The organism is Thermoactinomyces sp. DSM 45891 (assembly GCF_900119485.1).
GTDB lineage: Bacteria > Bacillota > Bacilli > Thermoactinomycetales > Thermoactinomycetaceae > Baia.
Map to the genome: position 1 here is coordinate 201,132 of NZ_FPJZ01000002.1, position 24,415 is coordinate 225,546.

Here is a 24,415-nt window from a genome sequence, read left to right on the forward strand (position 1 = left end):
ATATCTCCTTTCGATATATACCTCCTGTCCAAAGTACTACTTCTTTTGAACCCACTTGAAGCTTAGTTCTTCACCAAATCCTTCGGAACTAAATACCATATCTTTGACTGTTGGTTTCACGAGGTAGGTCATCGTACGGTAATACTCTGGAATAATCACAGCTTCATCTAACAGAATCTTTTCTGCCTGAATCATAGCATCAAGGCGCTCTTGGCTATCACCCGACTTGTTCTCTTGAGCTTTCTTAATTAATGCATCGTACTCTTTATTACTCCACTTTGCATAGTTGAAAGGTCCACCTGTTACAAACAAGTCCAAGTAACTCATTGCATCATTGTAATCACCCTGCCATAGGAATGCTACAAGATCAAATTGTCCATTGGTTGTACGATCTCTACGCTGCTGGAATGGAAGTGAGGAAATTTTCACATCTACACCCAGATTCTTCTTGAACGAGTCTTTCACATATTCCCCGTGACGCTTAGCAGAGGTCGTGTCATCCCCAATCAATTCGAGTTCTGGAGCTTTATCCATACCTAATTCCTTTAGACCTTCAGCTAGAAGACGCTTTGCCTCTGTCACATCAAATTTCGGTTCTGCAGGGGCTGACTCGCGGAAAAGCTTCTCTAGATCCTTCCCGTTTCCTTTCACATTACCAGGAACGAGCCCACCAGCTGCTGTAGATTTATCTTGCAAAACACCTTGTTGGTATTCTTTAGAGTCAAAAGCTAGTTGTAATGCTTGACGAACCTTTGTATTGGCTAAGAATTTATTCTTCTGGTTCATAATCATCATAGCAGAAGTAGGTTCCTTAATAGCTACTGCTTCTTTATCATCTTTGTACTTCTGGATAAAGTCACCGCCTACATTGGCAACCTGAACTTGTCCAGTTGTATATGCGTTAATAGCTGCAGATGCGTCAGTCATCACTTTGATCTCAATCTTTTTGGTCTTGACAGTAGCTGCATCCCAATAATTTTCATTCTTTTCTAACGTCAAGCTTTGCTTTTGTTTCCAATCAACCAACTTGTATGGGCCATTGTAAACGTTTGCTTTTGCATTTTTTGCAAAGTCTTTCCCATACTGTTTCACTATATCTTCCCTTTGGGGGAGGTACATTGGAAACGCTAACAAGTTCTTAAGATAAGGAAGGGGTTTTTCTAACTTCACTTCCAAGGTTTTATCATCAAGCGCTTTTACTCCAACATCTTCAACTTTTGCTGTTTTCTTCTCGTTAAAAGCTCTACCATTTTTCAAATCCCACAAAATCATTGCATACTCAGCAGCAGTTTCAGGAGTTAGTGTACGCTTCCAAGCGAATTCAAAGTCTTGGGCTCTAACTGGCTTTCCATCGCTCCACTTTGCATCGCGAATTTTAAAGGTGTAGGTTAACTTATCTGCACTAACTTGTGGTTCTCCATCCACTAGAGCAGGCTCGACTGATTTGCCATCTTTAGCATGACGATAAAGTCCTTCTTGAACGTTTGCAGTAACAATGCCGGATGGACCATCCGTCGTCTTGGCAGTATCGAGTTCTTTTGGTTCCGATCTGCTGGCAATAACCAACGTATCCTTATCATCCTTGGCTCCACCACCAAAGCTACATGCTGTAACCCCTAGGCTTGCTACAAGAGTGATCGCAAGAAACGGAACAAGCTTTCTTTTTTTCATTAACCTTCCTCCTTAAAATAATAGAATAATAGCTACATTCTGCTTTGCTTGTACCCATATCACCAGTCTATACTAACGGAAGGCCTTCACCTGAAAGCATATCTTTATTCAAATAAACGATTTGAATATATTTAGATAATTTCATTAGGCAGTCTGTCGTGATTAGGAATTGATTGCTATAAATTTAACTTAAAAGTGCTGATTTTGTAAAGAGTATTTTTTATCATCTCCTAACTCATTTTCATTTTCAGAGGGAATGGAAGCTTGGTTTTTTTGAATGCATAAAAATACTTTTTGGTATATGAATATGTCTCTCAAGGCGTGTCGCTTCTATTATTTCTCTACATTCGATCCATCCATTCTTACAAGTTAATTTCGTAAAACATCTCTTAATTCCCTCTTTTCGCTTACCACAATTTACATATAAAAACACATTTCTAAATTTTATGTCTTAGTACAATAAACTAATAATTTCATCGATTATGCGATATATTTTTGTATAAACTATTTTTATATATGCATTTCTTCCCTTGGTGGAGGGTATGATCGGATAAAACAAATTTGGGTGCTATTTTGTTTTTGGTTTACCTCCCAAATCGACTTATCTATCGACTTCCAAAAGGTGAAAAAATCATGCATTTTATGGCAGACTTGGTCTACGTTTTTCCTCGTAACCTGAAAGCGAAACCATATGATGCCCTTATGAAAGACCCCCTGAATCACAGGAGGGATTTGAATGATAAAGTCTTTACCATTATGAGTAAGAAAGATTCGCTTCTCCTTTACTGCATATCGAAAAACCGCTTCATCATGAAACCCTCTCATCTGTACAGAGCTAACGGTCTCTACATCATAGCCACGAGTATCAAAGAAATCTTTCACTCGTGGAGTTACGTTTTCATCTAGAAACAATCTCATTCCGCTAACTCCCCATAAATGGATCATCCAGAACTCGGATCGCAAAGCTTAGTGCTTGGTGAATCTGTTCACGTGTTAATCCATAGTCCTCACAAATCTCTTCTATTGTCATTCCATCACGTAAGCACGCCAAAATCATCGTAACTTGAATACGAGTCCCTTGTATAACAGGCATCTCGCTTACCACTTTTTGATCCATGCTAATCCCCGGTTGATGAGATACAATCATGCGTAGAAATGATTTCATCTGGTTCATCCCCATGTCATTTGGATGGTAACCATTATAGTCGTGTAGGAAATCATTTATGCATTTTCCCCACTTTGGATCTTCGAGTAATTCTAACAAAGAGAATGGTAACGTTGGTTCTTGAATTTCCTTCATCTGTAACAACTCCAATCATCATTGCATCACTTGCGACAAGCAGATAGAATAAGTTCAACTGGCCATAGTATGTTAAATACAGTAAACTCATATTTCATCAGTCATTTTTCTGCTACATACCCACACGTTCTATTTTATCAGTTCCGTGCACACTTGTCAGAAAGAAATACTAGATAATTAAGATATAGAGTAGGAGTTTCCATGAAACGAACTCGTAAGCATTTAAATCCCCCTACAGTCCTAGTGATTGGTTTTGGTATTATCATTTTAATTGGCTCTTTCCTTCTGTCACTCCCCGTTGCTTCTAAGAATGGGCACGGTATCCCGTGGATCGATGCATTTTTCACAGCCACTTCGGCGACTTGCGTAACGGGATTAGTCGTAGTTGATACAGGTCATTCTTTTTCTCTTTTCGGACAATTGGTTATTTTATTCCTTATTCAAGTAGGTGGGTTAGGCTTTATTACCTTTGCTACTTTATTTGCCATTTTGCTCGGAAAACGTGTCTCATTTCAAGATCGTCTATTATTACAAGAATCATTAAATAATCTATCAGTCGATGGAATCATTAAACTTGTGAAACGAATTATCATTTTTACGATTATCATCGAAACAGTTGGCGGAATCCTCCTTACAATCCCATTTACTTATGAATACCCCACTGATCGGGCTATCTACTATGGGTTTTATCACTCTATTTCAAGCTTTAATAATGCAGGCTTTGATTTGATGGGGAGCTTTCGAAGCTTCACGAACTATGCTGAGCACCTTTATATAAACCTCATACTCTGTGTATTGATCTTCCTTGGTGGTATTGGCTTTATTGTACTAAACGAGGTGTACGAGTATCATAAAACAAAGCGATTTTCTTTACATACAAAACTGGTGTTAATGACAAGTCTTATCTTAACAGTTGTAGGGACGGTTTTGATTTTCTGTTTTGAATTTAACAATCCAGAAACCCTACAACCCCTTTCAATGGCAGATAAAATCGTTAGCTCTCTGTATCAAGCGATTAGCCCTAGATCAGCTGGATCCAATACACTCAGTATCCCTGATCTCACCCAATCCACTTTATTTCTGTTGATCCTACTTATGTTTATCGGAGCTTCACCGGGGTCGTTTGGAGGTGGGATTAAAACAAGTACATTTGCGGTATTAGTAGGGGCGGTTTGGTCACAGATCACAGGGAAGTCAGATGTTAGCTTTTTTAAGAGGCGGATTCCCTACCGATTCATCTATCGCTCTTTAACAATCGCAACGATTGCCATCCTCATCATCATCATTGTTACGATGTTATTAACGGTAACAGAACAAAATAGTAGGGTAGACTTCTTAACGATTCTCTTTGAAGCTACATCTGCTGCTAATATAACAGGCCTTTCAATGGGGCTTACACCCAATCTCTCGTTTGCCGGAAAAGTGATCCTCTCGGTTACTATGTTTATCGGACGAATTGGGCCGCTCACCATCGCATTTGCCATCGCGAATAGAAGAAGAAATCACCTATATCGTTATCCAGAAGGGAAAGTAATGATCGGGTAATACTAAAACAAAGGGGAAGATAGGATGCGCGAACAACATTTTGCAGTAATTGGAATGGGGCGTTTCGGTTCTAGTATCGCGACCACTCTCTATAAAGAGGGTAACGAGGTATTAGCGATTGATATGGATGAGCCCCGAATTGATGAGATCAAGGATCAGGTTTCTCACACGGTGATCACTGATTCAACGGATGAAGAGGCCCTTCGAGCGATCGGAATCCGCAATTTCGATACCGTAATTGTAGCCATCGGCGACGATATTCAAGCGAGTATCTTAACCGTACTTGTTTTAAAAGAGCTTGGAATTAGGCAAGTAGTCGCCAAAGCACTCAATAAGCGCCATGCCCAAGTGCTATATAAGATAGGGGCCGATATGGTAGTCTTCCCTGAACGGGATATGGGTGAGCGTGTCGCTCATCATCTCATGTCGCCCAATGTATTAAACTTTCTCAAACTAGCAGATGATTATAGTGTAGAAGAAATCAAGGTTCCTCGAAGTATGACCGATCGAAATTTACGAGAAATCAACCTACGTGCCGAGTACAATTTAAATGTGATCGCAATTCGTTCAGGTGAACAGATTGATATTTCACCTAATCCAGAGCGCGTTCTAGGGATCAATGATGTCTTAGTCGTCATTGGAGAGAATAGCGATTTAGAAAGATTTACAGATTTGGCTTAGAATTCTATCATATTTCGTTATAGCTTCCTTTCTATCAAATGCGCCAACGTCGTTTGGTCTAATAGTTGCGCAATCGAATCCCGAATTAGTGCCCAAAATGGCTTTAGGAGGCACGTTCCCTCTAGTGGACATGCTTCGTATGAGGTGATACTTACACAACCCATCGGGGCAAGCGGACCTTCTAAGCTCCGGATCACTTCACCTATGACGATTTGATCCGGGGCTTTTGCTAACATGTAACCCCCTTTCTTCCCTCGCCTACTTTTTAGATAGCCTAACATCTTCAATTGCAGGAGGATTTGTTCCAAGTACGCAGCAGGAACTAGGGTTTGTCCAGATATATCCGCAATCGTTGAAACATTTCCCTCCTGTAATCCCAAAGCGATGAGTGCCCTTAATGCATACTCCCCTCTACTCGATACTTTCACCTTTAATCCCCCCTTTTCCGATCTAATATTATACCTATCAATTTATGAATTTTTCCTGTCGTTATGCCGATTTTAGTGCGCATAATGAATGAAATTGACATATATTAGTCTCATAGTCAGTTCGATACCTGAGTATGTTAGTCAACATAATCAAGTAGAAGGGGTAGATCGATATGAAGTATGCCAGACATATCCAAAATCTTTTGAATTTAGAGGGTGTAAATCTTGATCCCCACAAGGATGCTTCGCATTATTATCAAACCATGTGCCGTTTGATTCGAGCATCTGATTGTACCATTGACCGAATTACTCCTTATCTAACTGCACCTGTTGCTCCACTTGAATATGGACGAAATCAAATCTATTGCTCTGATTTATTTGAGGTGATCGTGTTACACGTTCCATCAAAAGTAGAAACCCCTGTACACGACCACGGTGAAGCTTGTTGTTGTGTTCACGTGATAAAAGGGAGTGTTTTAAATCGTGTATATCGGAAACATGCTAACGAAACACTCGAAATATTGAGCAGTAAGCATTTTACAGCAGACGAATTTTTCTATAGCCCACATGGTCAAATTCATTCGATGTACAATCCAACAGATCAACCCATTGTTACTTTACACGTCTATACCCCCCCCATTTCAGGTAATCATATTTATCCCAACAATGTGCTACAATCGCACAAGGAGGGGGTATAAACTTGAAAACAAGGGAGAAAGAATTTTCGGAAAATCTAAATGATCAGAGAAACGTTTGGCTAAATGGAAAACGAGTTCGTGTTCTAGAAGAAGAAGCATTTCGTGGTGCGATTCAAACCGTTTGTAATCTGTTTCGAATGTTGGATGATCCTACCACTCAAGAAAGTGTTGCCTATGTGAGTCCTACTACTGGCGAGTGGGTTCATCAATCATTTCATATCCCCCAGTCAATCAGCGACTTACAAAAAAGACGCATTGCTTTTGAACAATGGAGCGAAGCAACGGACGGAATGATGAGCAGACTTTCTGATTATGCCCGCTCTCGTTTAACTGGATGGTACTGTGCTCGTAATCAATTCTCTAGGTATGATTCGGCATTTCCAGAAAAAATCGCTCGTTACTATCAACGGGCACGAGACGAGAATCGATTTATCACCGTTGTGCTAAGAGATGTGCAAATCAACCGAGCTAATCAATATGATCCTCAGCTTCTACGTGAATCAGGCCTACTACACATCACCCGAAAAACAAAAGACGGTGTCTATTTAAACGGAGCTAAGATGATTGCTACAGCAGCTCCCTATACGCATGACTTCCTGATCTATCCGGTTGTAAGGCTAAATGAATCTCAGAAATCAGTAGCGAATATGTTAATTGTCCCTGCGGATTCCGCTGGATTACACATCGTTTGCCGGGAATCATTTGCCAAAAGTGATCTGGAGCAACAAGACTTTCCCCTGAGTTCCCAATATGACGAGATGGACGCCCTCCTTATTTTTGATGATGTCTTTATTCCATGGGAATATGTATTTATCCATGAAAACCCAGAAGCGATCTGGGCTATCAAAGAGAATCCCCATTCAATTTGCTTAGGATATCATCAAGCCATCATCCGCTTAAAGACAAAACTAGAGTTTATCACTGGCTTAGCTTGTAAAATCGCTACAACCATTGGAGCTACTCAATTTCTTCATGTTCAAGAAAAACTAGGCGAGCTGATCTCACAAATAGAGACCATTCATGCATGTATTATTGCCAGTGAGGCAGAGGGCGCAATGACCGAGGAAGGTGTTTATCTACCAAGAGGAACGACCATAGACATAGCGAAAAATCTCGGAACCACCTTCTACCCACGGGCAATTGAGATTCTCCAATTAATTGCTGCTGGGGGGGTTATTCAAACTCCTTCGAGTGTACAAGATTTCCAATCTCCTATCTCTGACCTGATGAATCAATATTTTCGGGGTGCAGATGTAGATGCGGAAAAAAGGACCAAGCTATTTAAACTGGCCTGGGATGTCATAGGGACTCCGTTTGCCTCACGATCCGAGTTGTACGAACGATTCTACTCTGGTGACCCCATCCGCAATCAGGCTGGACAGTATTTATCTTACAATAAAGATAAGATAACAAATATGATAGATAAGTATCTATGAACTGACCTTAAAATAAAACAAGCTCTCACGGATGGAGAGTTTGTTTTATTTTAATTTAACCTATTTTATCTTCGAAATGGCCACCAATTTGCCTTTCCCAAACTCTTCACCAGTACAGGAATGAGTAGAGGGAGCACAACGAAAGTGTATAAAAATAGCCCGATCAAAATGATTGACGCAATCTGGATGAGGGATAACATACCAGATGGGATCATCGCCGCAAAGGTACCACCTAATATAATAACGGCTGAAATGATAACGGTCCCCATCTTTTTCATCGACAATAGCATCGCATCCGCAACAGGTATTTCGTGATACTCATTAAACCGGTCCATGAGAAAGATACTATAATCTACTCCAAGTGCTATCAACATCACGAAGGCAAAAAACGGTACAATCCAGCTAATCCCGCTATAACCGAGAATATCCACAAATAGCGCTTCATTGATCGCCATACTCGTATAATAAGTGAGAAGTAATGATCCAATGATATAAATCGGCATCATGAAAGAACGGAATAAAAATACCAACACAAGCCCGATTCCGAGCAACATGAGCGTAACGGTACGAGAGTAATCTTGATTCGACATGGCTTTTAAATCAGTGTTCATACTTGTAATACCACCTATTGCCACTGTGGCATTTTCTAACTTCGTTCCCTTGACCGCCCGATGTACAGCCTCTTTTAGCTTTTCTACTTGATTCATGGTTTCACGGGCATATGGATTCGATTTAAAAACGACGTCCATCGTCATCGTCTTCCTATTGGGTGATAAATACACCTCTAATACGTTTTGAAAACCCTTATCCTCTACAATATCAGCCGGCATATAAAATCCATCAACATTCGTAGTAGTGGAGAGATCTGTTAAATATCTTTGGGCGACTCCTAATCCACCAGATACCTTATTTAAACCATCTGCCCCCTGACTCAGACCTGATTTTAATTCCTCTAATTGATCTCTTAGCTTACCAAATCCGCCAAGTAGTTCTTTCTGTCCATCATTCATTTTGGATAATCCATCAGTAAGGCGAGGAAGCTGTTTCACAATCTGCCCCTGTGCATCCGCCGCTTTTTCCAGACCTTTTACTTGTTTTTCTATTCTTTGTGTAAAGGCATTTATTTCTTTGGTTATCTTATCCTCATTTTCCATCATTTTTTCCAAATTGGAACGAAACTTCATCATTTTGTTCTTTTTCTCTACTGCTGACAGGATATTGCTTTTGATTTTTTGATACTCTACTGAAGACCCCAAACCCTTAACACTGCTTTCTAATTTATGGAAATACTCTTCTTTTATTTGATCTAATTGATTTAACAAAGGATCAATCTGTTGCAAATCACGATTCATCTCGTTAAATGCCTTAGAAAAACTTTGATACATACGAAGTAGTTCCTGTGTCCTTTCTTTTGCTGTCTCTAGCTCTTTTTTTGCTTGTACAGAACCAGCCCTCATGCCTTGTTCCATTTTTGATAAATATGTTTCAAGCAGCGTTAATTTTGATTCTGCAAGACTTGTTCCATCAATCAGGCTCTGGATTCCGTTCGTTGCTCGTTTTAATTCAGGTTCTTTCTTTGTTAACTCATCATTTGCTTCCTTCAACCCCTCTGAAATCTTTTCGACGCCCTCTTTTCCTTTTCCTAACCCTTTTCCTAGTTTTTCTGACTGCTTTGTAATCAAAAATTTTTCAAAAGGTTCTCCCATAGGCCTTGTAATCGAGCGGACAGAGGCGACTAAGTCTACCTTATCTAACTCTCTACTAATCCGTTCCACCACATAGAAATAATCAACTGAATCCAATCGTTCATCATTTTTGAAAACCAGTTTCGTGGGCATGGATTCCCCAGCACCAAAGCTATGTTCAATCACGCGAAACGCTTTAATAGTAGGTACATCTTCGCCTATTTCTTCTATCGAGTTAAACGATACCTCTCCTTTATAAGCAATCATAAAGGGCACACAAATAACCGCAACCAAGAGTATAGAGAGAATGGGCCTAGATAATGAAAAATGTCCTATGAAACCCCAGAGCCTACTATCCTTATGTTCTAATTTCCTTTTGGACGGCCAGTAAATCGTTTTCCCCAGAAGCGCCATAAAGAGTGGCACCAGTGTAAATAAAGCGAGTAGTAGCACGACGATCCCTATCGCAACTGCTGCTGCAGACTGATACAGATTAAACTGAGAGAAACCTATGGAAGCAAAGCCAACCATGACCGCAATTCCACTAATTAGCACGGTACGACCTGCCCGTTTATATGTTTCTACGATTGCCGGAACTACCTGACCGCTATGTATTAACTCTTCTTTAAAACGGCTTAAAAGCAAAATGCAATAATCCGTCCCAATTCCAAACAAAATAGCTACTAAGAAAATTCGTGTGTTACCTGAGATCGGAAAATCAAATTGGTCAACTAAGAGGGAAATAACTGATTGGGAAGTAAGATAGGAGATTCCCACCGTTAATAGAGGAATAACCGGGGCAACAACGGAGAGAAATACCAGGAATAAGACGAAAAGGATGAAAATAACAGTAATCCCTTCTGTCTTCTTTAATCCTTCTTCTGACTTCTGGAGCAGTTGACTTGTGATAATCGACTCATTCGTATAAGCGTATTTGACTCCTATTCCATCCAACGTTTTAGATAAGGATTTCGTAAGGCTAGACAGACTGCGCTTTTTTTGATCCATATTTAATGAAGCTAAGATTGCTTTACCATCTTTGGAAACAAGTGCTCCTGTCAACTGACTCTCTTTAAAATGAGTAGTAACCTTCTTAATCCCTAACAATTCTTTATTCTGCTCTAAACGGTTTACTGCCTCTTCTGCTTCCTTAATCTCATGATTTGTCAGTTTTTGATCGCTATAAAAAACCAAGGCAACTTGAGAAGAATTTCTTTTTCCATACCCTTCTACTATCAATTGAGAAGCAAGTTTAGATGAATATCCTTCTGGAATTTCTATCCTTCCTTTCTCACGTACTAAATCAGACATACTAGGAGCTACATAGACCAAACCTGCCACAATAATCCCCCAGATAAGGGCAATCCACCAACGACCTTTTAACATCCTCTGCAAATTCAGTCCCCCATTATAACTACTTATATTTTTATATATTGTTTTAATTTCTATAAATTATTAAACACCTCCTCTTATGACCTTCACTTGTCATCATTTAGACAAATAAAGAAACCCCTCTAAGGAGGTTTTCACCTACTTAAAGGGGTTTTCCCTGCATTTTTTTATCTACGAAACGGCCACCAGTTCGCTTTCCCGAAGTTCTTAACTAATACAGGGATCAAAAATGGTAGTACAACAAAGGTATACAACAATAATCCTATTAAAATAATCGAAGCAATTTGAATGAGTGATAACATGCCTGATGGAATCATCGCTGCAAATGTACCACCCAAAATGATAACCGCAGAAATAATAACCGTCCCCATCTTCTTCATTGATAACAACATCGCATCAGCAACCGTTACGTCTTGATACTCATTAAATCGGTCCATAAGGAAGATACTGTAGTCCACCCCGAGCGCCATCAAGATCACAAAACTAAAGAATGGGACGACCCAGCTAATTCCACTATACCCCAAGATATCAATGAACAAAACTTCATTCATTCCCATCGTCGTATAGTATGTGAGAAGGAGAGAGCCTAAGATATAGGCCGGCATGATGATCGAGCGGAATACAAACACTAAGATAATCCCAATCCCCATTAACATAAGTGTAACCGTACGAGCGTAGTCTTGATTCGACATCGTGTTCAAATCCGCACTCGCACTAGTGATCCCACCTACGGCCACAGTGGCGTTTTCTAGCTTCGTTCCTTTCGTCGCCCGTTGGATCGCATCTTTGATATCATCTATCTGATTCATGGTTTCACGAGCGTATGGATTCGTCTTAAACACTACATCTAGCGTCATCGTCTTCCGATCGGGTGACAGATAGGCATCTAACACTTTTTGGAAGTCTTTATTTTCTAGCACATCACCTGGGATATAAAATCCATCGACACCCGGAGAACCAGTTAAACCAGTCAGATAGTTTTGTGCATCTCCCAAACCACCAGATATCTTATCTAATCCTTTTGCACCTTCTGCAAGACCTGATGACAGTTTACCTAGCTGACCAGTAAGTGCTTGGTACTCTTTTAGTAGCCGTTTTTGACCATCATTTATACTAGATAAACCGTTGATCAATTGGGGGGTCTGTTTCACAATGACTCCCTGTCCGTCAGCTAGTTTCTTAGAACCGGCTATTTGCTCATCGACTCCTTTTATGAGTTCATCTAAGCCTGTCACTATCCTTTTTTGCTCGGTAATTGCTCCTGCTAACCTTGTATTAGTGTTCTCCATTTTTGACCTTAATTCTGATGATTCTATCTCTTGGCTAATTCCTTTGTAAGTTTGATAAAGCTCTTGATAAACTCTAAGCAAATCCTGTACACCTGATTTTGCCTCCTGAAGTCCCTTCTTCACTTCCGTAGAGCCTGCGATTCCCACTTGACGAATGCCGTTATCCACTTGGGCTAGACCTGATTGTAGCTTCGATAGCCCTGATTGAACGCGAGATGTTCCGCTAACTAAGTCGTTAATTCCGCTCACACCACGCTTAATTTGAGGCTCTTGTTTCGATAATTCCTCACTTGTCTTATGAAGCTCGTCCGAAACTTTGGAAACACCCTCTTTTCCCTTCCCCACTCCTTCTTCTAGTTTCTCTGACTGTTTCGCAATTAAAAATTCCTCTAGTGGCTTCCCGATCGGTCGTGTAACAGAGCGAACAGATTGTACCAAGTTTACCTTCTCTATTTCTCGGCTGATCCGTTCCGTAAGATAAAGATATTCGTTTGAATCCATACGTTCATCATTCTTTAATACCACTTTCGTCGGCATGGATTCCCCCGCTCCAAAGCTTTTTTCAATCATATGAAATGCCTTGACTGGCGGGGCGTCCTGGCTAATTTCCTCTAGTGAATTAAAAGTAAGCCTTCCCTCATACGCAAAGATAAAGGGAACACAGATAATCCCCACAACGAGCAGCGAAAGAATCGGCTTTGATAGAGAAAATCTTCCTGCAGCTCCCCATAACTTACTTTCCCTATGATCCAATTTCTTCTTAGATGGCCAGTAGATCTTCTTCCCTAGTACCGCCATAAAAAATGGCACCAGTGTAAACAGAGCCAGCAATAAAACAGCAACTCCCACTGCTACTGCCGAAGCGGATTGATACAGGTTGAATTCCGAAAAACCAATCGAAGCAAAGCCTACCATTACCGCAATTCCACTAAAAAACACTGTACGACCAGCGCTTTTATATGTCTCCAAAATGGCAGTGGTAACACTCCTGTTATCGGATAATTCTTCCTTAAAGCGACTTAAAAGCAAGATACAATAATCGGTTCCAATCCCAAATAATATCGCTACTAAAAACATTTGCGTGTTATTGGAAATAGGAAAATCGAACCGATCGATCAAAATAGATACAATCGATTGAGATGCAAGGTATGAAAAACCCACAGTCAAAAGTGGAATCACAGGTGCCACAGCAGAACGGAAGACTAGTATCAAGACAATCAAGATAAATACAACTGTAATCCCCTCTGTCTTCTTGACGCCCTCTTCCGATGACTTCATCAACTGATCCGTAATCATCCAGTCACTTGTAAATTGATGCTGAACCTTAATCCCGTCCAAAGCTTTTGATAGATCTTGACTAAGAACAGATGCCTTCTTGTCTCCCTTTTGTACGTTGAGAGATACTAAGATCGCCTTTCCATCTTTTGAAACCATCGTATCTTTTAACTGGCTGTCTTTAAAATGGGTAGCAATTTCTGTAATGCCAAGTGATTCCTTGTTCTGTTCCAACAAATCCACCGCTTTTTTAGCTTCCTTTATATCACCCTCAGTCAATTTTTTTTCGTTATAAAAGACAAGTGCAACTTGTGAGCTATGTTCACCACCTGTTTTTTCTTGCAACTGCGACGCAAGTTTCGAAGAGTACCCATTTGGAACTTCAATATTTCCTTTTTCACGCACTAAATCTGCCATGTTAGGAGACATATAAAACAATCCCGCAATCAGTAAAACCCATGACAAAACCACCCACCAACGACCTTTAATAATCGCTTTCAATTCCATTCCTCCTGTCCATTTATGTTTGTTTATAATTCTCTAAGACTCGTTGCAATTTTTGATACGTACAAAGAAATTGTTTCAACTCTTCTTGTTCAAAGTTGTTCAGCATGGAACCCACTAGTTGATGAATCCGCTCTTCTGTTTTCATGTACAGAGCTTTCCCTTCCTCCGTCAGTGTTAGATAGACGACTCGACGATCTTTCTCATCTCGTGTTCGCTGGATCCACCCTTTCTTCCACATGCGGTTAACCATCGCTGTAATTGCACTTTTCTTCACCTGAAACTTTTTAGCTAGGTCAGAAGGGGTACAAGATTTGATTTGATAGATGTAGCGCAGAGTATAATGCTGATCACTTGTCATATCGTCATTCATCTGATCTCTGACTAGGGATTCCCCATTTTTATTAACCGAAAAAGATAACTCTATATACTGATCGACTAGGTGTTTAATCTCGATGGGAAGCACGTTTCCTATCACTCCTTTTATATTCCGTACAAATATAGTTCATTCATTTAACTATTAATTAATTTAACTATATGGCCCTATCCACTAATCGTCAATCCATTTCGCTATTCGTTTTCAAAATAGACATACGTTCTGCCAGCCTCCTTTGAATAATATTCCATGGATCTATGCATAATATGCCAATCTATATGGAAAGAGAGGAACTTACTCGATGCCTCCATGGATAGAGATTATTCTACGCACCGTATCTGCTATTTTCGTTTTATTTATCGTTACGAAAATACTAGGCAAGCGACAATTATCTGAGCTGTCATTGTTTGAGTACATCACGGGAATTACAATTGGTAACTTAGCAGCATCTCTCTCAATTGATCTGGAAGGCAGGTGGTATCAAGGAGTCGCATCACTTGCTGTCTGGACACTGGTTGCCATGGGAATTGAGTATATTACACTGAAAAGCAAACGATTGCGAAATGTACTAGATGGTAGGTCCACCATACTCATTAAAGATGGACAAATTCTAGAAGAGGACCTCAGAAAAGAGAGAATTACCGTAGATGAACTAATGGAGCAACTACGATATAAAAATATCTTTTCTCTCAGCGATGTGGATACAGCCATTCTGGAGCAGAACGGGACATTAAATGTATTGCTGAAAAAAGAAAATCAACCTCTTACCCCCAAAATGCTAGGTTTAAAGGTTGAGAAGGAATTATTTCCAGAGATTGTAATCTCGGATGGATGTATAATGGCAGACACCTTAACAGGCATGGGCTTGTCTAGAAGCTGGTTAATGTCAGAACTGAAAAAACGTCGATTACAAGTAGAAGATGTTTTTCTAGCACAAGTAACGTCAAATGGAAGCTTATACATTGATTTATACGAAGATAAGATTCATCCTGTACGCATACAAGCAGGTGAAAAAAATCTTTTATACACTTTGTTAAATAAATGCGAAGCGGATCTAGCACTCATGCATCTATCCACTGAAGACCCTAAAGAGAAAAAAATATATAAACAATCAGCTGAAAAATTACGAAAGGAAATCATGAATCTCAGGCCCTTTTTAAAATAGGACAGACATGGCATAAATCACTACGCCATGTCTGTTTACGTTACTCTATGACAGTTGTACTCGCCACATAGTAATCCTGCCACTGCTCACGAAGATCCCGCTTAAGGAACTTTCCTACTCCCGATTTCGGAATCTCATCTACAAACACAATATCATCTGGAATCCACCATTTAGCAAACTGAGTGTGTAAAAATTGGAGAATCTCTCGTTTGAGATTTTGCCCTTTGTATAAATCCTTTAAGACGATACAGGCCAATGGACGCTCCTCCCATTTTTCATGGGGAATCCCCACTACACAAGCTTCAAAAACGGCTTCATGCGTCATCAGGGTATTCTCTAAGTCAACAGATGAGATCCACTCCCCACCACTCTTAATTAGATCTTTTGTTCGATCCACGACTCTGATGGAGCCTTCTTCATCCACGGTTACAACATCTCCAGTATGAAGCCATCCGTCTTTAAATGTATCAGTACTCCGTTCATCACGATAATATTCGCTTGCAATCCAAGGACCCCGAAGTAACAGCTCACCCATCTCCTTATCATCCCATTTCACTTCACCCTCTGCTCCCACCACTTTCATCTCGGTGCCCTGTACCATGTAACCTTGTCTGGTCAGGGATTGGATGCGATCTTCCTCAGAACCATCTTGATAGCTTTTTAATCTTGCAAATGATACAAGTGGGCTTGTCTCAGTCATACCATACGCATGGTAAAAAGGAACGTTCCACTTCTCTTCAAAAGCTCGCACCATCGCAAGTGGTGCCGCTGAACCACCACATAACACACCACGCAAGCTAGAGAGATCGTACACCTTCTGCTCTAATTCCTTTAATAATCCTAACCAGATGGTCGGAACACCACCTGTGACGGTAATCTGTTCTGATTCAATCAACTCAGCCAGCAATTGAGGGGTGAAATAAGGCCCTGGCAAGACCTGAGTACTTCCAAACCATACACATGCAAACGGTAATCCCCACGCATTCACATGGAACATCGGCACAACCGTTAAAACTGTATCTCTTTCCGAAACGGCTGTACTATCCGCCAATCCAAGGGCCATCGCATGAAGGACGATACTGCGATGGGTATAAACCACCCCTTTTGGATTTCCTGTTGTAGCCGATGTATAGCACATGCCCGCCGCTTGGTTCTCGTCTTCTATTGGCGGAAACGAAAAAGAAGGGTCCGATTCAGCTAGAAGTGTCTCATACGAATAGAGTGGCTTTAAAGGAGAGTTCGGGAGATCCGTATTAGACATAAGCACAAATGCTTTTACGGTAGAAAGATGAGGAACAATCGCTTCTACAAGAGGGAGAATATCCGGATCAATCAGGAGGACCTTATCCTCCGCGTGATTGATGATATAGGCGATCTGTTGAGGGGACAGCCGGATATTAATCGTATGCAATACAGCTCCTATGCTGGGGATCGCAAAGTATGCCTCTAGATGGCGATGATGATTCCAGGCAAGCGTCCCTACCCGATCCCCCTTCTGTATTCCTAGCTTTTCTAACGCATGAGCAAGACGTCGTGTTCTCTGCGCAATCTCCCCATATGTAAAACGATGGATCCCTCCAGCCGTTCGGGAGATCACCAGTTTCTTAGAAAAATAGCGCTCTGCGTGTTCAAACATCATCGGTACCGTAAGTGGAACATTCATCATCATGTGCATCTGCCCCTTTGATCAATTAATAAAAGTCAGTTTAATCGGAAAATTAATATCATGTGAGAAAATACCTATAGAATACATACAAAAATGTATTTCTCGTTCGTTCCTGATTTGATACTCATGCAATAGTATTAATTCTATTCTTTAAATATAAATTCCTCTTTATGATGTGTGTTTGTGTGACAAGCTTACAAATGTGTAATCGATTTGTTAGGGGTTTCGATAGAAATAAGATCATGAATCCCTTAAAGTGTACCTATATTTCAGTGATCAGTGTAAAAATAGAAGAAAATGAGAAAATAAGATATACACGGTTCACTAGGAGAGTAGGAGACGAAAATGAATACACTCGAACTGAAAAAAGTATGCAAAATCTATGAAGGAACCGTCTCCTATCAAGCCCTCGATGATATGGATTTCACCGTGAAAAATGGTGAATTCGTAGGCGTCATGGGTCCCTCCGGAAGTGGGAAATCAACCCTGCTCAATGTCATTTCCACCAACGATTTCCCTACTTCTGGACAAGTTTTCTTGTTAAATCAAGACCTTCATCGTTTATCGGAAGAGGAGTTAGCCCAGTTTCGTCGGACTAATCTAGGATTTGTGTTCCAAGATTTTAATTTGATGGACTCACTCACCATACGGGAAAACATCCTGCTTCCCTTGGCTTTAGAAGGAGCCAGATACTCTACTATGAATCAAGCATTACAGGAAATCGCAATGCAGCTAGGGTTAACCGGGATCCTCGAACGATTTCCGCATGAGATTTCAGGTGGTCAGGCTCAACGGGTAGCCATCGCACGGGCAATCATTCATCGTCCTTCCCTTTTACTAGCAGACGAGCCTACAGGGAACTTAGATTCCCGAGCATCTCACGATGTATTAAACGTCCTAGAGCAGATGAATCAAGATTTCGGTGTAACGATTTTAATGGTTACGCATGATCCGATCGTAGCTAGCCATTGTCACCGAGTCATCTTTATTAAAGATGGGCGCATTTATAACGAAATGTACCGTGGCTCAAATCAACAAGCGTTTTACCAAGAAATTTTAAATGTGCTTTCATTACTAGGAGGGGCCAGATATGACTTTTAAGCAGTTTGCCTTGCGCAATGTACAACGAAATCTCTCCTCCTATTTGGCTTTTTTTATGGCAAGTACCATTTCAGTTATGGTCTTTTTTATCTTTTCAGTCGCTTTTTTTCATCCCGGTATGCATCTAGCAAACAAATCAATACCCTTAACCGAGTTATTAACAGACATCCTACCTTTTCAATATGGATGTTCATTAGTATTTATATTGTATTCATTTGGAACTTTTCTCCATAGACGGTGGGGAGAGTTTGGTTTACTCCGCCTCCTAGGCATCACGGATTTGCAGTTTATCAAACTGATGTTTTTTGAAAATGTCCTGATTGGCTTCATTTCAATTGTCTCTGGAATCCTACTAGGGCTTCTCTTTTCAAAGTACTTCTTTTTCGTCATATCGATGATATTTCGATTCCCTTTAGAATTCCATTTATCTACCTTTCCAATCTGGTTCACCTTTATTGCGTTCATCAGTTTATTTATTTTGGTGTCGATCCTGTCTCCATTTTTCGTTCGCTCGAAAAACATCTACTACCTATTAACCAAAAGTCGAAAACAGAACCGTCAACCTAAGACTTCCCTCCTACAATCCGTATGTGGCATCACCATTATTCTGCTGATGTATGGATGGTTAGTGTATGAGATCCAGAATCAAGACAAATTGAAAAAGATAGCGTTTACAGAGTGGCTCATGTACTCAGGTTACGATATCTATATGGGCGTTGTTATTCTTATCCTAATTACCTATCTCCTCTTCTCTCAAATAAGCACGATAGGTATCACATTATTAAAGCGAAATTCACGTTTTTATTTTTATAAGACAAATCTTCTCTGGATCTCCAACCTAGCTCATCAAGCGAAGCATAACGTCCGAAACTTATTTATGTCTACCGTGTTAATCACAATCTCCCTAGCCTTTACAGCAAATCTGTATACAAGCTACCTATATACAGCTGAGCAAATACTGAAGGAATTTTTGGTTCCGATCTCTTATTTATCGTATCCTCAAGATAAACAGCTAAAAGAAAATATAAATTATATTGATACATATCTTGAGAAAAACGGATATGAATATGAAAAAATCCAGATTCCTCTTCTCGCTTTGAGTAACCTGCGAGCACCATCAGCATCTAACGAAACCTCCATAGCGCTCCTATCCAACTCACATTTCAATCAGTTAGCTCGCTTTCTAGGTAGGGAACCAATTTCTCTTGAAGGAAATGATTCCCTAGAGCTGGTATCGGGAGGTTGGGGAGTAAATCCTCCTTCTACGTTTCAAAGAAAAGAAATGGCAGTAGGAGAAAGGAAACTAAACATAATTGGAACAGATGACACGCATTATGTTAGATCTGTAGCACAAATTTATTATGTACTTAGTGATTCCCTTTACCGTCAAGTAAAGTCAAGCTATCCGACATACACCCTTGTAGAATATCAGATTCCTAACTGGACCCGTCTGGGGGACTTTAGTACGCAAATTACAAAGCGATTTAATGAAGGACCTAGGGAAGTAATGACTGCAGCTAATAATTTTCAAGGAGAACTAATACGTAATAAAACCTTCTTCTTCATTGGCTCCTTTATTAGTATAGTCTTCTTCATTGCAGCGATCAGCTTCCTCTACTTCCGCTTGTTTGCAAACATCCAAGGGGAAAGGGAAAAGTATCGAAACCTAGCCAAGATCGGTCTCAAACGAAAAGAGATCAAGCTAATTATCACCCGACAATTAGCCATTTTTTTCTTCCCTCCCTTTATAATTGCTTCTGTCCATACTCATATGATTCTCGTTTTCTTGAACAAAGAAAATGTTGAATGGGCGCCATTTGATAAAGTCCTTCAGGTCATTACCATCTTCGGTGTGATCCAAATTCTCTACTTCATATGGATCCGCTCTAAGTATATTCGTATGATCTTCCACTACTTGGATCAAGGGAAAATCTAACTACTTTATTTCTCGAATACAATCATTGCCTGTCCAAATACACCCGTTTTCCTCCAGTAAAATACGGGAATGTCCTCTGGGGCAATTCCCCACCCCTTATCCCTCACGGACAGATAGACTTCCCCACTCTTTATTATAAGAATATTATTAATTTTTATATTATCACCCGAAGTATAGCGAATTGCATTGGTCAGCAATGGAAATAAGTTCATTGATCTTACTACTCTGTAATCAACCTTACAAATAAGTAAGGTTGATGTAATCGACATCGATAGTTGAAAATGATCTGCTTGAATAGTATATGAGGAGTGCTTTGAGTAAACAGAGGAGGTAATAAGGATGGAAGTACTTGCTGTAAACAATCTGGCAAAAAAGATTGGTGACAAAACAATCGTAAGTCAAATACAAATGCGGGTGAATCAGGGGGAAGTGTACGGATTTTTAGGACCCAATGGTGCAGGAAAAACCACAACCATTCGAATGATTGTGGGATTGATCAAACCTACGAAGGGAAGTGTACGAATCTGTGGACATGATATAGAAACTGATCGAGAAGAAGCTATGAAGAGTGTGGGTGCGATTGTTGAGAATCCAGAGACATATTCGTATCTCAGTGGCTACAAGAACTTGATTCATTATGCACGATTAGCGGGGATTCCAAATAAAGAAAAACGGATTAAGGAAGTAGTTACGTTTGTTAAACTAACCGATCGCATTCATGACAAGGTGAAAACCTATTCTCTTGGTATGCGTCAACGCCTGGGCTTAGCGCAAGCATTACTCGGAAAGCCGAAACTATTAATCTTGGACGAGCCTACCAATGGTCTAGATCCTGAAGGGATTCGTGAATTTAGAGGTTTGGTACGTCAGCTAGCCGATCAAGGAACAGCAGTATTTGTCTCCAGTCACATTTTAAAAGAAATGGAAGCCATCTGTGACCGAATTGCGATTATCAAAAATGGCCGAATTGTCACAGAGCAAAATGTCGCGAAGGTCTTAGAAGGACAGGGCCAAAAGGTGAGAATTAAAGTAGATAAAATCAAGAAAGTAGAAGCCTTTTTGCAACAAAATGAAATTTCTTATCAAGTGATCGATCACAATACGATGGATATCCCAATAGCAGAAAGCGAAGTTTCGGAGTTTGTGCGCTTTCTATCTATGCATAATGTAAATCTGAGAAGTATCGAAACCGTAAAAGATTCATTAGAAGAATTATTCTTTAACTTTACAGCAGACGAAGAAGGGGAAAAGAAAAATGCGTGATATAGGAATCGTTATCCTCAATGAATGGATGAAAATGAGACATCGTTTAAAGATTTGGTTGGTTTTTGGGATGACCATATTGCTTGCAATTGGATTTTCTTATTTGTCATTCTCAGGAGATCAAAATAAAGCAACAGATATTGCTTCCGTTCAGAAGAATGATCTTGCTTATAATACGAAAGCACTGGAGAAAATCAAAAAAAACGGAAATCCTGAGGAAATAAAGGAATTAGAGAAAGCAATTAAAGGAACAAAACAAGGTATCAACACTACAGAAAATATATTGAAAGGAAATTGGAAGCCTGCTATACAGAAGCAACTTGAGTATGATAAAGCAGAACTCGAAAATGCCAAACAAGACAAAAAAACGCTTCATTCAGCATCAACTAGTAATTTAGAGAAGCAGATTGCTTTTAATGAGCATTACTTAAAGCAGGACGAACATCCTTTACTCACTCACAATGCAGGAAGTTTTTCAATTACTGAGTCAACAGCTTACTCTGCAACAAAAGATGTGCTTGGTCTTGGGTTGTCTCTGCTCCTACCATTAATGGTAATTCTGATCATAGCTGATATCGTGTCCGATGAAGCAACACGAGGGACACTAAAGTTACTCTTGATTCGACCTATTTCAAGAACCAAAATATTATTTGGTAAATGGATAGTCAGCATACTGGTGACTGCATTGCTTGCTGTTATCTTTTTTACCACCGTTCTTTTAACAAACTTTGCTCTATATGGAACATTTGGTGCCCACGCTCCTCAATTTATGGATGTTTCATATATTATGCAAATGGTGGAACAATCCCCGTTCGTTGAACCACAGTACAGCCAAGCAACTCTTGTACCCATTTCAGAAGCTTTATTCTATGGCTTCTTGCATATGTTGATCGCTTCCATTGCGATTACATCGCTATCATTCTTGTTTTCTACTATTTTTGCATCGGCTATGATTAGTACCGCCATCCCAATGGTTATCGTCGTAGCTGGATCTGTTTTGCTTAGCATGTCTTTGAAATTCCCTTTCCTTAGATACTTTATCTGTACAAACTTAAGTTTTAGTAGTACATGGTTAGAAAGCACCTATGCGAGTATGAGTGATTTCTATCTATTAACAAGGACTAACATAACGATGACAGGTAGCATCATGATTCTCTTGGGCTGGATCGTCGTCCCTACTGTTATAGCATTCATTCACTTCCGTAAAAAAGACATATTGAATGCCTAAATAGCAATTAATGAAGCATTTCCTGAAAATGAGGAAATGCTTTCTTGATATTCGACAAGGGAACAGCTGACTTTTTATTGCTGAAATACAATCGTTACCTGTGTTCCTTGGTTTAACTCGGATTGAATCTGTACGTCATGGGTTAACTCATCACAAATCTTTTTCACAAGAAAGAGTCCAATACCTGTCGACTCACCAAACACACGTCCATTTTTCCCAGTAAAATACAAGTCAAATACGCGGGGGATGTCCTCCGGGGCAATCCCCACCCCCTGATCGATCACAGACAGATAGACCTCCCTGTCCCTCTGCCCAATACGAATCTTGATTCTTTTATTTTCGCCCGAAGTATAGCGAATCGCATTAGTCAGCAATTGAAAGAGAACAAACTTCAACCATTTGCCATCTGTCAGAACCGTAAACTCTCCCTCTGCTTCAATCACAGGAAAAATTTCCTTTCGAATAAAGAGACGCTTCATTTCATTGATCGTTTCTGTTGCGATCTGATTTAAAGAGACTTGTTCCACGTAAAAATCATTTAAAAATGACTTAATACGCGAGAGATATAAAACCATATTTAAGCTATGCTCAATCCGATCAATCTCCTCTTGCATATCATCAGCGCTATCCAAAGCCTCTTCTGCTTGGACTGTTAGCTTCAAGGCGGATAGAGGGGTTTTTAATTGATGTACCCAGTGATAGATAAAATCGATATGCTCCTGCTTCTGCTTAAGTTCCTCTTGTGAAGCTAGACGAAGAAGACGATGCTGTTTGGAAAACGCTTTTTTTACCGCATCGGTAAGAGGAGTTCGGTTCAAAATACCTAAGAACTCATCCCCTTTCTCCCACTCCTTCTCCAATCGTCGAAAAAACGATCCCTCCATCCCTAAGCGAACCAGCAGAAACATAGCAAACGGGAAGACGCTCACTAAAAATATATAAAGAATATTCCCTTTGATAATTCCTTCATCTAAATGGCGAAGCGTATAGTAGAAGAGTAAAAACTGAACCACATAGATTAGGACAAAAGGGCTATATATCTTAAAGAACAGCCTCATTCAACAATTTCCTCCCATGTAACATGTATTCGATAACCCACTCCCTTCACCGTCTCAATCGCATGATCGATCTCTAATTCTTGTAGCTTCTTGCGCAGTCTTGCTATATATACATTTAATGTGTTTTCACCAATAAATAATTGCTCATCCCATACATGCTCGAGCAGTTTACTCCTTTTAACAGAGCGAGGATACGAACTTATGAGGAGATCTAACATATCCATCTCTTTCTTCACCAAGAACAGTTTCTGATCACAAAAATGTAACTCAAGCCGCTCTGGATACAAAATTAAGCCATGAAAACGAATTTCTCGCTCCTTATCAGCAGATGAATTCATAGAAAATTCACCGTAACTACGCCGAATTTGGCTCTTAATCTTGGCCATTACGACATCATAGGAAAATGGCTTTGTAATAAAATCGTCCGCCCCATATTCAATCGCCATCACCTGATCCATATCCCCAATCCGTGCTGAAACAAAGATAATCGGACATGACGAAAGTTGACGAATCCTTTTACACCAATAATAGCCATCATACTTAGGGAGATTAATATCGAGTAGAACCACATGCGGAGAGTGCTTTTGAAATAGATCATCTATCTGGTCAAAATCATCTACTAAAATCGGTTCATAACCAAATTTAAACAAATGATTTGATAAAAGTTGGGCAATTTTCTGATCGTCTTCTACAATAAGTATCTTATACATAGATGGAT

20 protein-coding genes are annotated in these 24,415 nt (G+C 40.0%); 9 read left to right on the plus strand and 11 right to left on the minus strand.

All coding sequences use genetic code 11. The annotated features are described in order from the left end of the window. Nucleotides 1-36: 36 nt before the first annotated feature. From BT147_RS04085 to BT147_RS15005, 3 genes are all read right to left on the minus strand, one after another. Nucleotides 37-1,671 (minus strand): peptide ABC transporter substrate-binding protein, encoded by a 1,635-nt coding sequence (locus BT147_RS04085; protein WP_072331220.1) that lies wholly within the window; start codon nt 1,669-1,671, stop codon nt 37-39. Nucleotides 1,672-2,181: 510 nt separating this feature from the next. After that, nucleotides 2,182-2,589, minus strand: a complete 408-nt coding sequence (locus BT147_RS04090; protein WP_072331222.1) for a DUF5615 family PIN-like protein — start codon at nt 2,587-2,589, stop codon at nt 2,182-2,184. A gap of 4 nt (nt 2,590-2,593) precedes the next feature. Continuing rightward, on the minus strand, nt 2,594-2,971 hold the full coding sequence (locus tag BT147_RS15005) for a DUF433 domain-containing protein (protein WP_083426358.1): 378 nt from the start codon (nt 2,969-2,971) through the stop codon (nt 2,594-2,596). A gap of 201 nt (nt 2,972-3,172) precedes the next feature. Here BT147_RS15005 and BT147_RS04100 point away from each other — a divergent pair, with 201 nt between their 5' ends. After that, a complete protein-coding gene (locus BT147_RS04100) occupies nt 3,173-4,516 on the plus strand; it encodes a TrkH family potassium uptake protein (protein ID WP_072331224.1) in 1,344 nt (447 codons plus the stop codon). Between the two features lie 24 nt (nt 4,517-4,540). Beyond that, the gene (locus BT147_RS04105; RefSeq protein WP_072331226.1) at nt 4,541-5,197 is read left to right on the plus strand and encodes a potassium channel family protein; all 657 of its coding nucleotides are present in this window, start codon (nt 4,541-4,543) and stop codon (nt 5,195-5,197) included. Nucleotides 5,198-5,214: 17 nt separating this feature from the next. Here BT147_RS04105 and BT147_RS04110 read toward each other — a convergent pair whose 3' ends face one another. Next, nucleotides 5,215-5,625 carry an RrF2 family transcriptional regulator gene (locus BT147_RS04110; protein WP_072331228.1) on the minus strand — a complete coding sequence of 137 codons (411 nt, stop codon included), beginning with the start codon at nt 5,623-5,625 and terminating at the stop codon, nt 5,215-5,217. A 173-nt stretch (nt 5,626-5,798) separates the two neighbouring features. Here BT147_RS04110 and BT147_RS04115 point away from each other — a divergent pair, with 173 nt between their 5' ends. Continuing rightward, nucleotides 5,799-6,323 (plus strand): cysteine dioxygenase, encoded by a 525-nt coding sequence (locus tag BT147_RS04115; protein WP_072331230.1) that lies wholly within the window; start codon nt 5,799-5,801, stop codon nt 6,321-6,323. Between the two features lie 2 nt (nt 6,324-6,325). Beyond that, complete coding sequence (locus tag BT147_RS04120) at nt 6,326-7,759, plus strand: 4-hydroxyphenylacetate 3-hydroxylase family protein (RefSeq protein ID WP_072331232.1); 1,434 nt, start codon at nt 6,326-6,328, stop codon at nt 7,757-7,759. Between the two features lie 65 nt (nt 7,760-7,824). Here the strand turns inward: BT147_RS04120 and BT147_RS04125 are convergent, their stop codons facing one another. The 3 genes from BT147_RS04125 to BT147_RS04135 form a co-directional block, all read right to left on the minus strand. Beyond that, nucleotides 7,825-10,839 carry an MMPL family transporter gene (locus tag BT147_RS04125; protein ID WP_072331234.1) on the minus strand — a complete coding sequence of 1,005 codons (3,015 nt, stop codon included), beginning with the start codon at nt 10,837-10,839 and terminating at the stop codon, nt 7,825-7,827. A 164-nt stretch (nt 10,840-11,003) separates the two neighbouring features. Next, on the minus strand, nt 11,004-13,901 hold the full coding sequence (locus BT147_RS04130; protein ID WP_072331236.1) for an MMPL family transporter: 2,898 nt from the start codon (nt 13,899-13,901) through the stop codon (nt 11,004-11,006). 19 nt (nt 13,902-13,920) lie between these two features. Then, the gene (locus BT147_RS04135) at nt 13,921-14,370 is read right to left on the minus strand and encodes a MarR family winged helix-turn-helix transcriptional regulator (protein WP_072331238.1); all 450 of its coding nucleotides are present in this window, start codon (nt 14,368-14,370) and stop codon (nt 13,921-13,923) included. A gap of 211 nt (nt 14,371-14,581) precedes the next feature. Between BT147_RS04135 and BT147_RS04140 the strand changes: the two genes are divergently transcribed. Continuing rightward, complete coding sequence (locus tag BT147_RS04140; RefSeq protein WP_072331240.1) at nt 14,582-15,445, plus strand: DUF421 domain-containing protein; 864 nt, start codon at nt 14,582-14,584, stop codon at nt 15,443-15,445. 40 nt (nt 15,446-15,485) lie between these two features. On the opposite strand, the gene BT147_RS04145 is transcribed toward BT147_RS04140, so the two are convergent. Further along, complete coding sequence (locus BT147_RS04145; protein ID WP_177239679.1) at nt 15,486-17,111, minus strand: long-chain fatty acid--CoA ligase; 1,626 nt, start codon at nt 17,109-17,111, stop codon at nt 15,486-15,488. 345 nt (nt 17,112-17,456) lie between these two features. On the opposite strand from BT147_RS04145, the gene BT147_RS04150 reads away from it, so the two are divergent. Together BT147_RS04150 and BT147_RS04155 are read left to right on the plus strand one after the other, a co-directional pair. Further along, the gene (locus tag BT147_RS04150) at nt 17,457-18,212 is read left to right on the plus strand and encodes an ABC transporter ATP-binding protein (RefSeq protein WP_072331244.1); all 756 of its coding nucleotides are present in this window, start codon (nt 17,457-17,459) and stop codon (nt 18,210-18,212) included. Then, the gene (locus BT147_RS04155; RefSeq protein WP_072331246.1) at nt 18,202-20,148 is read left to right on the plus strand and encodes an FtsX-like permease family protein; all 1,947 of its coding nucleotides are present in this window, start codon (nt 18,202-18,204) and stop codon (nt 20,146-20,148) included. The genes BT147_RS04150 and BT147_RS04155 overlap by 11 nt, the downstream gene beginning before the upstream one ends. A gap of 5 nt (nt 20,149-20,153) precedes the next feature. On the opposite strand, the gene BT147_RS15970 is transcribed toward BT147_RS04155, so the two are convergent. Continuing rightward, a complete protein-coding gene (locus BT147_RS15970; protein WP_353640701.1) occupies nt 20,154-20,417 on the minus strand; it encodes an ATP-binding protein in 264 nt (87 codons plus the stop codon). Between the two features lie 70 nt (nt 20,418-20,487). Between BT147_RS15970 and BT147_RS04165 the strand changes: the two genes are divergently transcribed. Together BT147_RS04165 and BT147_RS04170 are read left to right on the plus strand one after the other, a co-directional pair. Beyond that, entirely contained in the window at nt 20,488-21,411 is a 924-nt protein-coding gene (locus BT147_RS04165; protein WP_072331250.1) for an ABC transporter ATP-binding protein, read from the plus strand. After that, nucleotides 21,404-22,639, plus strand: a complete 1,236-nt coding sequence (locus BT147_RS04170; protein WP_072331252.1) for a DUF2705 family protein — start codon at nt 21,404-21,406, stop codon at nt 22,637-22,639. The genes BT147_RS04165 and BT147_RS04170 overlap by 8 nt, the downstream gene beginning before the upstream one ends. Before the next feature lie 74 nt (nt 22,640-22,713). On the opposite strand, the gene BT147_RS04175 is transcribed toward BT147_RS04170, so the two are convergent. Both BT147_RS04175 and BT147_RS04180 read right to left on the minus strand, forming a co-directional pair. Further along, nucleotides 22,714-23,697, minus strand: a complete 984-nt coding sequence (locus BT147_RS04175; protein ID WP_072331254.1) for a sensor histidine kinase — start codon at nt 23,695-23,697, stop codon at nt 22,714-22,716. Next, nucleotides 23,694-24,407, minus strand: coding sequence for a response regulator transcription factor (locus BT147_RS04180; RefSeq protein WP_072331256.1), 714 nt, complete (start codon nt 24,405-24,407; stop codon nt 23,694-23,696). The genes BT147_RS04175 and BT147_RS04180 overlap by 4 nt, the downstream gene beginning before the upstream one ends. Nucleotides 24,408-24,415 lie beyond the last annotated feature (8 nt).